At 66.6% G+C, this 12,651-nt stretch carries 13 protein-coding genes; 10 read left to right on the forward strand and 3 right to left on the reverse strand.

Annotation, left to right across the window (positions count from 1 at the left end):
- Positions 1 to 365 precede the first annotated feature (365 nt).
- Genes QNI11_RS12980 through hisD form a run of 4 tightly spaced genes read left to right on the forward strand, consistent with a single transcriptional unit; the run spans position 366 to position 3,820 of the window.
- The gene (locus QNI11_RS12980; RefSeq protein ID WP_283980448.1) at positions 366 to 1,121 is read left to right on the forward strand and encodes an SDR family NAD(P)-dependent oxidoreductase; all 756 of its coding nucleotides are present in this window, start codon (positions 366 to 368) and stop codon (positions 1,119 to 1,121) included.
- Positions 1,118 to 1,801: an alpha/beta fold hydrolase gene (locus tag QNI11_RS12985; RefSeq protein ID WP_283980449.1), complete on the forward strand. Its 684-nt coding sequence runs from the start codon at positions 1,118 to 1,120 to the stop codon at positions 1,799 to 1,801. The genes QNI11_RS12980 and QNI11_RS12985 overlap by 4 nt, the downstream gene beginning before the upstream one ends.
- Complete coding sequence (locus QNI11_RS12990) at positions 1,789 to 2,484, forward strand: RraA family protein (protein WP_283980450.1); 696 nt, start codon at positions 1,789 to 1,791, stop codon at positions 2,482 to 2,484. The genes QNI11_RS12985 and QNI11_RS12990 overlap by 13 nt, the downstream gene beginning before the upstream one ends.
- Positions 2,485 to 2,530: 46 nt before the next feature.
- Positions 2,531 to 3,820 (forward strand): histidinol dehydrogenase, encoded by a 1,290-nt coding sequence (hisD, locus tag QNI11_RS12995; RefSeq protein WP_283980451.1) that lies wholly within the window; start codon positions 2,531 to 2,533, stop codon positions 3,818 to 3,820.
- 4 nt (positions 3,821 to 3,824) lie between these two features.
- Here hisD and QNI11_RS13000 read toward each other — a convergent pair whose 3' ends face one another.
- From QNI11_RS13000 to QNI11_RS13010, 3 genes are all read right to left on the reverse strand, one after another.
- Positions 3,825 to 4,241: a GFA family protein gene (locus QNI11_RS13000; protein ID WP_283980452.1), complete on the reverse strand. Its 417-nt coding sequence runs from the start codon at positions 4,239 to 4,241 to the stop codon at positions 3,825 to 3,827.
- Positions 4,242 to 4,316: 75 nt separating this feature from the next.
- Positions 4,317 to 5,633, reverse strand: a complete 1,317-nt coding sequence (locus QNI11_RS13005) for an amidase (protein ID WP_283980453.1) — start codon at positions 5,631 to 5,633, stop codon at positions 4,317 to 4,319.
- A complete protein-coding gene (locus QNI11_RS13010) occupies positions 5,626 to 5,871 on the reverse strand; it encodes a hypothetical protein (protein WP_283980454.1) in 246 nt (81 codons plus the stop codon). Before QNI11_RS13010 ends, QNI11_RS13005 begins: the two co-directional genes overlap by 8 nt.
- Positions 5,872 to 5,970: 99 nt before the next feature.
- On the opposite strand from QNI11_RS13010, the gene QNI11_RS13015 reads away from it, so the two are divergent.
- The 6 genes from QNI11_RS13015 (at position 5,971) to QNI11_RS13040 (ending at position 12,581) form a co-directional block, all read left to right on the forward strand.
- Complete coding sequence (locus QNI11_RS13015) at positions 5,971 to 7,164, forward strand: ester cyclase (protein WP_283980455.1); 1,194 nt, start codon at positions 5,971 to 5,973, stop codon at positions 7,162 to 7,164.
- Positions 7,165 to 7,245: 81 nt separating this feature from the next.
- Positions 7,246 to 8,475 carry an ABC transporter substrate-binding protein gene (locus QNI11_RS13020; protein WP_283980456.1) on the forward strand — a complete coding sequence of 410 codons (1,230 nt, stop codon included), beginning with the start codon at positions 7,246 to 7,248 and terminating at the stop codon, positions 8,473 to 8,475.
- Between the two features lie 60 nt (positions 8,476 to 8,535).
- On the forward strand, positions 8,536 to 9,567 hold the full coding sequence (locus tag QNI11_RS13025; protein ID WP_283980457.1) for a carbohydrate ABC transporter permease: 1,032 nt from the start codon (positions 8,536 to 8,538) through the stop codon (positions 9,565 to 9,567).
- On the forward strand, positions 9,567 to 10,445 hold the full coding sequence (locus QNI11_RS13030) for a carbohydrate ABC transporter permease (protein ID WP_100930148.1): 879 nt from the start codon (positions 9,567 to 9,569) through the stop codon (positions 10,443 to 10,445). Before QNI11_RS13025 ends, QNI11_RS13030 begins: the two co-directional genes overlap by 1 nt.
- A 5-nt stretch (positions 10,446 to 10,450) precedes the next feature.
- The gene (locus QNI11_RS13035) at positions 10,451 to 11,506 is read left to right on the forward strand and encodes an ABC transporter ATP-binding protein (protein WP_283980458.1); all 1,056 of its coding nucleotides are present in this window, start codon (positions 10,451 to 10,453) and stop codon (positions 11,504 to 11,506) included.
- A gap of 70 nt (positions 11,507 to 11,576) precedes the next feature.
- Positions 11,577 to 12,581, forward strand: a complete 1,005-nt coding sequence (locus tag QNI11_RS13040; RefSeq protein ID WP_283980459.1) for a LacI family DNA-binding transcriptional regulator — start codon at positions 11,577 to 11,579, stop codon at positions 12,579 to 12,581.
- The last annotated feature ends 70 nt before the right edge of the window (positions 12,582 to 12,651 follow it).

Below are 12,651 nucleotides of genomic sequence, written 5' to 3' on the forward strand. Positions count from 1 at the left end.
GTTGTCGGACCAACCCGATCTAACGACAGCCTGCCTCAAACGCCAATCAAGGTTTGGCGAGGAAAGTGACACATGTCGCCCCGGCGCATCATCCCGGCATGCGTCGGGAGCCTGTCAGTTGGTCCGTCGGCAGTGCTCTCGGCCCTTCGAACATTGGCGTATCGCTGATGTGCGTCCCTCCGACCGGGCGCCTCTCCTCTCTGTTGGCAAGGGCCCTGCCCGCCGGTCTTCACGCTCATGAGACCGACAAGTGCAACTGTGTCCCATCTCATTTTGCAATCGTATGCAAAAATCGCTTGCAGGAATGCGGCGTCGCGGATACCGATATTGCAAACGTATTCAACACGACTGCCGAGGACCCGACGATGCTGCCCCTTACACCTTCCTTCCGACTGGACGGGCGCCGCGCGCTCGTGACCGGGGCCTCCTCGGGGATCGGGCTGGGGTGCGCCGTGGCACTGGCGGAGGCCGGGGCAGAGGTGACATGCGTCGCACGCCGCCCGGCCCCGCTGTCCGAAGCGGTCAAGGCCATGCAGGCGGAGGGATGGGCGGTCCGAAAACAGGCCTGCGACATCGTCGATACGGATCAGGTAGCGGCCCTCTTCGACCGGCCCTTCGACGTTGTGGTCAACGCGGCAGGCATGGCCCGGCACACCCCTGCCCTCAACACCACCGCTGCGGACTTCGACGCCGTGATGGCGGTGAACCTGCGCGCCGCGTATTTCCTGTCGCAGCAGGCGGCGCGGTCGCTGATCGCGGCGGGCAAACCAGGGTCGATCATCCACGTCTCCTCGCAGATGGGCCATGTCGGCGGGCCGGACCGCGCGGTCTACTGCGCCTCGAAACACGCGCTGGAGGGCATGGTGAAGGCGATGGCGCTGGAATGGGGCGCAGCGGGCGTGCGGATCAACACGCTGTGCCCGACCTTTGTCCGCACCCCGCTGACGGAGCCGACCTTCAACGACCCGGACAAGCGCGCATGGGTGATGAGCAAGATCGCCCTCAACCGCGTGGGCGAGGTCGAGGACCTGATGGGAGCCGCGCTTTACCTCGCCTCCGACGCCTCGCGGCTGGTGACCGGCACCGCGCTGATGGTGGACGGGGGATGGACCGCCGCATGACGCTGCCGCTGCTCTTCCTGCCCGGCATGATGTGTGACCACCGGCTCTTTGCGCCGCAGATGGCCGCGCTGAGCCATCACATGCCAAGGTGTGCTGATCTCTCGCACGACGACACGGTTCAGGCCATGGCCGCCCGGGTGCTGGCCGACGCGCCCGACCGCTTCGCTGTGGCCGGGCTTTCCATGGGCGGCATCGTCGCGATGGAGGTCGTCCGCCAGTCCCCCGACCGCGTCGCACGGCTGGCCCTGCTGGACACCAACCCTCTGCCCGAGACGCCGGAGGTTCAGGCTGGCCGCGGTCCCCAGATCGCCCGTGCGCAGGCCGGTGAACTGGCGGCGATGATGCGCGACACCTTCATTCCCCGCTACCTCGTCGCGCCCGATGCCGGGATCGAGCGGACATGCCTCGACATGGCCCTTGACCTTGGGCCGGAGGTCTTCGCCCGGCAGAGCATCGCCCTGCGCGACCGGCCCGACCAGTGCGACACGCTGCGCGCCTACAAGGGACCGGCGCTGATCCTCACCGGAGCGGAGGACAGGCTTTGTCCGCGCGACAGGCACGACCTGATGCACCGCTGCATGCCCCACGCCGCCTATCACGTAACCGACGGGGCGGGCCATCTGCCCACGCTCGAACAACCCGACACGACAACGGAGGCCGTGATCCAATGGCTGACCTGACCGACATCCTCGCCCTGCTGCGCAGCGTCGACACGCCGACCGTCTGCAACGCCATCGAGGTGATCGACGGCAAACGCGGCTTCGATGCCTTCACCCGTGGCACGCCGCTGTCCAGCGATCTCAAAGGCGTCATGGTCGGCCGGGCGCGTACCGCGCGGATCAGCGCCGCCGCGCCCCCCTTCGAACCCGCCGCGACGATCCGCGCCCGCCGCATGGACTACTACCGCCACATGGCGGACGGCGCGGGCCCGCGCGTTGCCGTGGTCGAGGACATCGACCCGCACCCGGTCGGCGCCTACTGGGGCGAACTCAACACCACCGTGCACAAGGGCTTTGGCCTCAGCGGCGCGCTGACCAACGGCGTGATGCGCGACCTGTGCGACCTGGCCCCGGGCTTCCCGGTCGTGGCCGGGCACATCGGGCCCTCCCACGCCTTCGTCCACGTGGTCGAGGTCGCGGGTCCGGTGACAGTCTTCGGTCTGACCGTCCGGCCCGACGACTGGGTCCATGCCGACCGCCACGGCGCGCTGGTCATCCCCGAGACGCACCTTGCCGAACTGCCCGCCGCGATTGCGAAGATGCAGCGGACGGAAGCCATCGTGATGGAGGCCGCCCGCGCCCCCGGCTTCGATTTCCAGAGCTTCGAGGCGTCCTGGACCGCCTTCGAGAATGCCAGAACCTGAGGCGGCTCTACCGGACCGCCCCTACCTGTAACGCCAGAGGACACACATGCCCCGTCTCCCCCTTCCCGAAGGCCTGACCTTCGTCAAATCCCCCGCCCGCGACGCCGTCGCCGACAACGCGCCGGTCGAGAAGCTGGTTGCCGAGATCCTCGCCCGGGTCGAAGCAGAGGGCGACGCCGCCGTGCGCGACTACTCCGCCCGCTTCGACAAGGCCGAGCTGGAGAGCTTCGAGGTCACTGCCGAGCAACGCGAACAGGCGCTGGCCAACCTCGACCCGCAGACCCGCGCCGACACGGAGTTCGCCATTGCCAACGTGCGCGCCTTTGCCGAGGCGCAGCTTAGGTCGCTGTCGGAGATCGAGATCGAGGTGCGCCCGGGCGTCCACCTCGGCCACCGCAACATCCCGCTGGAGCGCGTCGGCTGCTACGTACCGGGCGGACGCTACCCGCTGCTGTCGGCGCCGATCATGACCATCGTCCCCGCCAAGGTCGCCGGCTGTGAAGAGGTCATCGCCTGCCTGCCGCCGAACGCGCATGAGGCGATGATCGCCGGCTGCCACCTGTCCGGCGCCGACCGGATCTTCCGCATCGGCGGCGCGCAGGCAATCGCCGCCATGGCACTGGGCACCGAAACTGTCCCGGCGGTGGACAAGATCGTCGGGCCGGGCAACGCCTTCGTCAACGAGGCCAAGCGCCAGGTCTTCGGTCCCGTGGGCATCGACCAGCTTGCCGGCCCGTCCGAGATCTTCATCCTTGCCGACCACACCGGCGATGCGGAGATGCTGGCCACCGACCTTCTGGCGCAGGCCGAGCATGACACACGCACCCGTGTCGGCCTGATCACCACCGATGCCGCGCTGGCAGATGCGGTGCTGAAGGAAGTCGACGCCCAGCTGGAAACCCTGTCGACCGCCGAAACCGCGGGCCAGGCGTGGCGCGACTACGGCGAGATCGTCGTTTGCGAGAACGAGGCGGCGATGATTGCCTACTCCGACATCGTGGCCGCCGAGCATCTGCAGGTCCACACCGAGGATGCGCACGGGCTGGGCAAGCGGCTGCGCCACTACGGCTCGCTCTTCATCGGGACGAACTCGTCGGTGGTCTATTCCGACAAGTGCTCCGGCACGAACCACACGTTGCCGACCATGGGCGCCGGTCGCTACACCGGCGGGCTGTGGGTCGGCACCTACATCAAGACGGTGACCCACCAGTGGCTGACCGAAGAGGGCGTGAAGCAGGTGGCGCCCCCGGCCGCACGTCAGGCGGCCTCGGAAACCCTCGAAGGCCACCGCCGAGCTGCGCAACTGCGACTGGACCGGATGCAGGTTCAGGCCTGATCCGTCACGGGAAGCCGGGCGCGGCATTAGTCGCCGCGTCCGGCTCCTCTCGATCCCGATCATAGTGAGCCATCGCCGCGAAGGGCGGCAACCACCCTTCGCGACGCACGGTCCAGAGCTCGTAGTCGGGTGTCAGCCGGTCGGGTTCGTCCAATGCGCCCAGATGCACCTCCACCTCACCATCGCTTTCCGCGAAGACGGAGCCGCCGCAGGTCGGGCAGAAGTGACGCCCCTTGAAGCTGTGGGAGGGGCCGGTCACGACGACCTGTTCGGGGGCGTACTGCGCGGCGGCATAGAACAGCGCGCCATGGTGCTTCCGGCAGTCGAGGCAGTGGCAGATACCGACGCGCAGCGGTTGTCCGCGCGCCGTGATGCGCAGCGCCCCGCAGAGGCAACCGCCTTCGTAGATCTCTTCCGGCATGGGCGATCTCCTTCGCGCGTCAGCGAACCCGCATCCGCCCCTTGCGTCAATCCCCACCCGACGCCGTGCCCCGCCTCATGTGCCGACAACAACGGGGTCGGCGGGCATGGCCCGGCAGGCGGTCGCGGCGCAGCCCCGTTCGAAGGCGGCGGCGATCCGGCAAAGCAGCGCCTCCTGGCCGTGTGCGCTGACAAACTGCGCGCCAAGCGGCAGCCCGTTGTCGGCAAAGCCGCAAGGCACGGAGATCGCCGGATGCCCGCTCATGTTGAACGGCAACGTGCGCATCGCTGTCCAGACCGGCCCATCCTCGAAATCCGAGAACCTGGGCGCCGGCGACAGGGTCGTCGGCGTCAGCAGCGCGGCGTGGCGCGCCAGATGCGTGTCGACGGCAGCCCTGAATGCCACGGCCAGGGCGCGCGCCCGTGCGACATGGTCTTCGGTCAACACCGCTCCGGTGACGAGGTTGCGCCGGGCGTCCACGCCGTAACGGTCCCAGTGCTCGGCCAGCCGCGACCGATGCACCTGCCACGCCTCGTATTGCAGGATCACGGTCCCGGCGGCCTCGAGCTGGGGATAGTCCGGCAATGACACCAGCTCGATCCGCGCGCCGAGACGGGACAACAAGGCGGCTGTGTCGTCCATCGCGCGCAGCACCTCGGGCACGCAGGCCGGGTCCTCGGCGAACCAGTCGCGCGCGTAGCCGATGTGCAGACCGTCGATCCCCTGACCCAGCGCCTGCGCGGCGCGGGTGTCCGGCGCCATGACCTCCAGCGTGACGGCGGCGTCCTCGACCGTGGCGGCCAGCGGGCCGATCACGTCGAGGCTGGGGGACAGAGGGAAACAGCCGTCGTCCGGCACCACGCCATGCGTCGGCTTCAGGCCGACGACACCGCAATAGGCCGCCGGGGCGCGTATGCTGCCGCCGGTGTCGGTCCCCAGCGCCACGCGGAACAGGCCCCCCGCCACCGCCGCCGCAGAGCCGGACGACGACCCGCCGGTGATGTGCTCCGGGTTCCAGGGGTTGCGCGCGGGCAGGTTCGGCTGGTCCCACGCCGGGCCGGTGAGCGCGTATTCATAGGTCGCGAGCTTCGCCATCGGCACCATGCCCGCCGCGCGCAGCCGGGTGACGGCGGTGGCCTCCGGCCCAGTGACGCCATGCGCGTGCGAGCCGCAGCGCGTCGGCTGCCCCGCCACGTCGATAATGTCCTTCACCCCGAAAGGCACACCATGCAGCGGTCCGTCCAGCGCCGTGGGGTCGGCCAGATGCACGACGCTGCGCAGCACGGCGTCCCGTGCGGCGATGCGGTCGCGCGTGGCCTGTGCAAGGTCGGAGGCCTTAACCGTGCCGTCAGCCACGGCAGCGGCCTGCGCGCGGATCGGGGCGTCAATCATCGCGCGGCCCGGGAAGCTGATTCGCGAGGTCCAGCAACTTGCGGGCCGAAGGCCAGGCGGCCTGAACCTCCTGCTCGGACAGCACAATCCCGGCGGCGCGCAACAATTCGGCAAAGTCCCTGGCAGTCATCCCGATCCCTTTCGAAACCCGCGTACGTCCTGATTTTGCATATGTATTCAACAACCGTTGCGCAAGCGTCAGTTCGCTTATCCTGTCCGCCGGATGAATATTTTGCATAGGTATTCATTTTCTTGTTGCTTGCCGCCCGCACCTGCGTCACCTTGGATTGAATAGGTATGCAAGACGCGGGACATCCCGCGAAATGGACAGGACGACATGGCTTCTCACGACGACAGCGCAACACTTGCCAAATCGGCGAAATCCGTCACCACGCGGGACAAACGCGACGATGGCCCGCACAATGGCAACGTGATGAATGTCGAGCGCGCCGATTTCACCGACCTTGTCCCTGAGGGCCGCGCGCCCGTGCAGGGGATGGAGGGCTTCGATCCCTGTTACAGCGATATCGTCGACTACATCATCCGCTGCACCCACAAGATCTGGGACGAGCGGGACGTGGGCCTGATCTACACCCATTACACCCACAATATCGTGCTCTACCTGCCGACGATGACGATCTACAACCGCGAGGACGTGGTGCGCGACACCATCCAGCGGCTCGTCTCCCTGCCCGAGCGGCGCGGCAATGCCACCCAGGTCGTCTGGAACGGCAATGACAAGGACGGGTTCTACACCTCGCACCTCGTCACCGGGTCGGGCCGCTACACGCAGAACGGCCACTACGGCCCGGCGAACGGCCGTCCCTTCGTCAGCCGGACGGTGGCCGACTGCATGATCCACCGCAACAAGATCTACCGCGAATGGGTGGTGTCCGACCAGATGGCGATCATTCGGCAGCTCGGTCTCGACGTGGACGCCTACGCGACGAAGATCGCCGAGGGCCGGCTGGCCCAGGGGTTCAAAACGCTCGACATCGGCGAAACCGGCCTGATGCTGGGACAGTACCCGCCCGCCGAGAAGGCCGACCTGTCGATCGCGCACACCGATCTGGAACGCCATACGCTGACCTGGCTGCACGAGTCGTTCAACAGGAAGATGTTCGGCTGCTATCGCGAAATCTATGCCCCCACAGTCATGTGGCACGGCCCGCTGATGAAGGAACTCTACGGCGTGGCCTCGGTCACCCATCAGGCGCTTGCGCTGGTCGGCGCCTTCCCCGATGCCCAGTTCGCGCCGCAGCACATCTGCTCCACCCCCTGCAATGAAGGCGGCACCAAGGTTGCCGTGCGCTGGGTCATGGAAGGTCATCATCTGGGCTTCGGCGGGCTCGACTCTCTGGGCGATCCCACCGGCAAGCGTGTGCAGGTCATGGGGATGAGCCACTACCACTACAAGGACGGCAAGATCGTCGACGAATGGACGGTCTACGACGAGCTTGCCCTGCTCGCGCAGATCAGGATCGCGCAGCTTGCCGACAAACCATCCGCCGAAGAAGCGCTGGACAACTGAAACCAGCGTGGGGATGACCCCACGCACCACATCCGAGCGGCGGCCCCAACACGCCGCCGGACCCCGACAAGGAGTGAGCCCATGAAAACACTGACCTCCACGGCGCTGGCCGTGATCCTTGCTGCCGGAGCCGCGCAGGCGGGTTGCGGCATCGAGAGCGGTTCGGTCCGCATCCTCGCCAACGACTTCGATGCGCTCGGCATCGTGATCGACGAAGCCGCCACCTGCGCCGGCGACGGGGTCACCGTCGAAAGCAACATGACGACCGAACACAAGGCCCTGCAGGTGCCCGCGCTCACCGTCGATCCGGCGCAGTACACGGTCGCGGTCGTGGCCAACAACTCGATCGTGCCGCTGCTGAACAACGGCCTGATCCGCCCGCTGGACGACCTGGTCGAGAAATACGGCGACACGCTCCAGCCCTCGCAGCTCATCAAGATCGACGGGCAGACCATGGCCATCGCCTTCATGGGCAACGGCCAGCACCTCTTCATCCGCGGCGACGTGCTGGAAGAGGCCGGTCTGGAGCAGCCGACGACCATGGAGGGCATCCTCGAGGCCGCCAAGATCATCCGCGAGAAGGGCATAATGGAATACCCGCTGGCCGCCGCCGATCAGGCGGGCTGGTACCTGGCCAATGAATTCGTCAACACCTACCTGGGCTACGGCGGCGAGTTCTTTGCCGCGGGCAGCGCGGAACCGGCGATCTCCGGCGAGGCGGGCATCAAGACGCTCGAGATGATGAAGGCCATGACCGAGTACATGGAACCCGAGTACATGACCTTCACCGCCGACGAGATGAAGGCGATGTACCTCTCGGGCGACGTGGCGATCATGACCCAGTGGGGCTCCATGGTGAACGGACATATCGACCCTGCGGGCCCTGCCCCCGAGATCGGCGAAGCCACCGTGCTGGCCCCCGCGCCCACCGTCGGCGGCGGCTCGGTCCCGGCGGCGGCGCTGTGGTGGGACGGCTTCACCATCGCCAAGAACATCTCGGACGAGGATGCAGAGGCCTCCTTCATCGCGATGGTCCACGGCATCCGACCGGAAATTGCGCAGGAGAACCCCTCCGCCGCGACATGGCTGATGAAGGACTTCGCCGCGCCTGCCTCCGCGCAGGGTGTGCTGGGCACCGCCGCTGCGGGGGCCAAGCCCTACCCGATGTCCCCCTACATGGGCCTGATGCACACTGCTCTCGGGGCTGAGCTGTCGGACTTCATGCAGGGCACCGAAAGCGCCGAGCAGGCCCTGGCCGACGTCGAGGCCGCCTACCGCACCGCGGCCAAAGAGGCGGGCTTCCTCCAGTAATCGCCTCTCACGCCCCCGGTCTCTCTTCCGCCGGGGGCGTCCTTCCATCAGGAGACGGAAATGCGCCATCGCGACTTCACCGCCTTCATCTTCCCCTCTGCCCTCGCCATGCTCCTGTTCATCGCCCTGCCGATCGTCTCGGTGGCGGTGCAGTCGCTGTTCGTCGAGCATGAGCAGGTGCTGGTGTCGGTGGAAAACTGCGGCCCCTTCGGCTGCCAGACGGAAACCAAGGTCGACCCCGACGCCACCGCCGCCCTGAAGGAGGCAGAGCCTCTGGGACGGTTCAACGGTCTGGGCACCTACCTGAACCGCGCGCACCTCGCGGTGGACGAACTGGGCGCGATCCTGTCGGACAACGACGGTCTCGGCGACGTGGTCAGCCGCGTCTACAACCTGCCGTTCTACAAGGCGCTGTCCTTCACGCTGGTCTACACCTTCCTCGTGACGCCGCTGAGCATGATCATGGGCTTTGCCGTGGCGCTCGGGGTCAACAACATCCCGAAGTTCTGGAAGGGGCCGGTGATCTTCCTGTCGCTCCTGCCCTACATCGTGACGCCGCTTCTGGGCTCGCTGATCCTGTTCTGGATGATCAACTCCGACGGGGTGATCGGCGCGACGCTGCAATGGGTGTTCGACGATCCGGAGCTGTCGCTGAAGGCCTCGCCCTTCCTCACCTGGGTCACGCTGATCGTCTACGGGACGTGGCACATGACACCCTTCGCCTTCGTCGTCTTCTACGCCGGTCTCCAGACCCTGCCCAAGGACACGCTCGAATCCGCGATGATCGACGGCGCCAACCGGTGGGAGCGCATCCGCTACGTGGTCATGCCGCACCTGACGCCGCTGGCGACTTTCGTGGGGCTCGTCCTGCTGATGGACAACTTCCGCGTCTTCGAACCGATCATCGGCTTCTCGTCCGAGGCCAACGCCACATCGCTGTCCTGGTCCATCTACAACGACCTGAACGGCTCGGTCGACCAGCTCTTCGGCTCGGCGGCGGCGACCTCGATCCTGACCATGCTGGGCGTGATCGTCCTGCTTATGCCGGTGCTGATCCGCACCTGGCGCGACTTCAACCGGAAGGCCCGCTGATGAGCACGCAAATCGGACATTCCCGCACGCTGGCCGTGACCTCGGGCCTGATCCTCCTGGTCTGGCTGATCCTTGCCGCCTTCCCCTTCTTCTGGACGGTCTGGGGGTCGTTCAAGGTGCAGGCGGACTTCTTCAGCCGCGAATCCTTCTGGAACGCGATCTTCGGCCCGGCCACCCAGCGCCAGACCGGCGGCGCCTTCACGCTGGACGGCTACCGCGGCGCATGGGTGGAGCGGGAGTTCTACCACTCTGTCTGGAACACCGTCATCGTCACCGTCTGCGTCACCTCGATCTCGCTGCTGTTCGGCACGCTGGGGGGCTACGCCCTGTCGCGATCCACCCGCAAGTACACCTTCTGGATCCTGATCGCCGCGCTTGTGTTCCGCGCCATGCCACACATCACGCTGGTCTCGGGCTACCTGCTGCCGTTCTTCGAGATGAACATCTGGGGCTACCTGCCCACCGCGATCATCGTGCTGGTGGCGATCAACCAGCCCTTCACCATCTGGATGCTGCACTCGTTCTTCATGTCGATCCCCAAGGACCTCGACGAATCCGCAATGGTCGACGGCTGCACCCGCTTCCAGGCGTTCCGATGGGCGATCATGCCGGTGATGTGGCCGGGGGTGATCACAACGGGGCTGTTCAGCTTCCTTCTGGCGTACAACGACTTCGCCGTAACCGCGATGCTGCTGAACCAGGACAACCAGACCATGGTGCCCAAGATCAACTCCTTCCTCGGGACGGTGCAGACCGAGGGCACCATCATGTATGCCGTGGCCGCGACCGTGTCCGCCACCGTGCCGCTCTTCATCCTCGTGATGTTCTTCCAACGCCAGATCGTCAGCGGCCTGACCGCGGGCGCCGTCAAGGGGTAAGCCAAATGGCCGACATTCACCTGAAAAACATCTCCAAGAAGTGGGGCCCGGTGATCGGTGTCGACAACTTCGACCTGCACATCGCCGACCAGGAGTTCCTCGTGCTGCTCGGGCCGTCGGGCTGCGGTAAGTCCACCACCATGCGGATGATCGCCGGACTGGAGGACGTCACCGAGGGCGAGATCATCATCGGCGGGCGCGTGGTCAACAACCTCGAACCCAAGGACCGCGACATCTCCATGGTGTTCCAGAGCTACGGCCTCTACCCGAACCTGACGGTCTACGAGAACATCCGCTTCCCGCTGAAGGTCCGCAAGGTGCCGAAGGACCAGCACCACGACCGGGTGATGAAGGCTGCGGAACAGGTCGATCTGCTGGAACTGCTCGACCGGCGTCCGGCGGAACTGTCGGGCGGCCAGCGGCAGCGCGTGGCGCTTGGCCGGGCCATCGTCCGCGAACCCACGGTCTTCCTGATGGACGAGCCGCTCTCGAACCTCGACGCCAAGCTGCGCGTCTCGACCCGGGCCGAGATCAAGAACCTCCAGCACCGGCTCAAGACCACGACGATCTACGTGACCCACGACCAGATCGAGGCGATGACGCTGGCAGACCGCGTGGTGGTGATGAACCGGGGCGTGGTGCAGCAGGTCGCCACCCCGACGGAGATCTACGACAACCCCGCCAACACCTTTGTCGCGGGCTTCATCGGCTCCCCCGCCATGAACCTCGTCGAGGGCACCATCGAAAACGGCACCTTTTCGGCCGAGAACATCCGCCTTTCTGGCCTGCCGCAGGGCCACCACGGCAAGGTGATCCTCGGCTTCCGGGCAGAGGACGTGACGCTGGTGCCCGAAGGCGGCGACATCCACGCGCCGATCTACGCGCTGGAGCTTCTGGGCGAGGCGTCGATGGCCGCGGTGCGCGTCGGCGGCGATCTTGTGAACCTCAAGGCCGCCAAGGACTTCCGCGCGGAGATCGGCAAGACTATACATGCCGATATCCCGGCCGAGACCTGCCACCTCTTCGATGTCGAGACGGGAAAGAATCTGACGCGCCGCTGACGGTGTGCAAGGGTAAAGAGGCCGGACAGGGACGAGGACGGATTTCTATGGTCAAAGAGACTCAACCGGCGTGAGCGGCAAACCTGTGACCTCCGTCGACGTGGCCCGCCGGGCCGGCGTCAGCCAATCGGCCGTCTCGCGCTTCTTCACGCCCGGCGCCTCGGTGTCCAAGAAGATGGCGGAGAAGATCAAGGCGGCCGCCGACGAACTGGGCTACCGCCCCAACGTGCTGGCCCGCGCGATGATCACCGGCAAGAGCCGTATCATCGGGCTGGTGGTCTATTACCTCGAGAACCAGTTCTATCCCGAAGCCGTGGAGAAGCTGTCGATCGCCCTGCAGGAAAACGGCTACCACGTCCTGCTGTTCATGGCGTCGACCACCGTGGGCGACGTGGAGCCGGTGGTGCAGACCATCCTCGACTACCGCGTCGACGGCATCATCCTGGTGTCGGTCTCCATGTCCTCGACGCTGGCCGACCGCTGCCGCGAACGCAACATCCCGGTGATGCTCTTCAACCGCGACCAGCCGAGGGAGGACCTTTTGGCCGTCACCTCCGACAACGTCGCGGGCGGGCGCCTGGCCGCGGAAATGCTGCTGAAGGGCAACCCGCAGCGGATCGCGCATCTGGCGGGCTTCGACGGCGCCTCCACCCAGATCGACCGGGAGGCCGGGTTCACCGCGGCACTGGCCGAGGCCGGCAAGAGCGTCGTGGCCCGCGCGGTGGGCAACTTCCACTACAGCGACGCCGCGGACGCCACCCGCGAACTCTTCGAGGGCGACGCCCCGCCCGACGCCCTGTTTGTCACCGACGACCACATGGCGCTGGCCGCGCTCGACGTGATCCGGCACGAACTTGGCCTCAGGGTGCCGGAGGACGTGGCCGTCGTGGGCTTCGACGACATCCCGCAGGCGGCCTGGCCGTCCTTCAACCTGTCGACCGTCCGCCAACGGCTGAACGTCATGGTCTCGACCGCCGTGGACGAGCTGATCAGCGCGATAGAGGGCGAGGACAGGCCAGCGACCAAGCTGCGGATCATGCCCGTCCCCATCCCGCGCGGCACCACCCGCGACTGACCGAGGGGCCCGCGCGGCCCCTCGTTCATTCTGTCCCCGCGCCCGATCAATTTTGCAATCGTATGCAAAA

This window comes from Sagittula sp. MA-2 (genome assembly GCF_030126985.1).
Classification (GTDB): domain Bacteria; phylum Pseudomonadota; class Alphaproteobacteria; order Rhodobacterales; family Rhodobacteraceae; genus Sagittula.

Coding starts and splice junctions, on each gene's coding strand:
- QNI11_RS12980 (WP_283980448.1), top strand. CDS start 366: ATGCTGCCCCTTACACCTTCCTTCCGACTGGACGGGCGCCGCGCGCTC.
- QNI11_RS12985 (WP_283980449.1), top strand. CDS start 1,118: ATGACGCTGCCGCTGCTCTTCCTGCCCGGCATGATGTGTGACCACCGG.
- QNI11_RS12990 (WP_283980450.1), top strand. CDS start 1,789: ATGGCTGACCTGACCGACATCCTCGCCCTGCTGCGCAGCGTCGACACG.
- hisD (WP_283980451.1), top strand. CDS start 2,531: ATGCCCCGTCTCCCCCTTCCCGAAGGCCTGACCTTCGTCAAATCCCCC.
- QNI11_RS13000 (WP_283980452.1), bottom strand. CDS start 4,241: ATGCCGGAAGAGATCTACGAAGGCGGTTGCCTCTGCGGGGCGCTGCGC.
- QNI11_RS13005 (WP_283980453.1), bottom strand. CDS start 5,633: ATGATTGACGCCCCGATCCGCGCGCAGGCCGCTGCCGTGGCTGACGGC.
- QNI11_RS13010 (WP_283980454.1), bottom strand. CDS start 5,871: ATGCAAAATATTCATCCGGCGGACAGGATAAGCGAACTGACGCTTGCG.
- QNI11_RS13015 (WP_283980455.1), top strand. CDS start 5,971: ATGGCTTCTCACGACGACAGCGCAACACTTGCCAAATCGGCGAAATCC.
- QNI11_RS13020 (WP_283980456.1), top strand. CDS start 7,246: ATGAAAACACTGACCTCCACGGCGCTGGCCGTGATCCTTGCTGCCGGA.
- QNI11_RS13025 (WP_283980457.1), top strand. CDS start 8,536: ATGCGCCATCGCGACTTCACCGCCTTCATCTTCCCCTCTGCCCTCGCC.
- QNI11_RS13030 (WP_100930148.1), top strand. CDS start 9,567: ATGAGCACGCAAATCGGACATTCCCGCACGCTGGCCGTGACCTCGGGC.
- QNI11_RS13035 (WP_283980458.1), top strand. CDS start 10,451: ATGGCCGACATTCACCTGAAAAACATCTCCAAGAAGTGGGGCCCGGTG.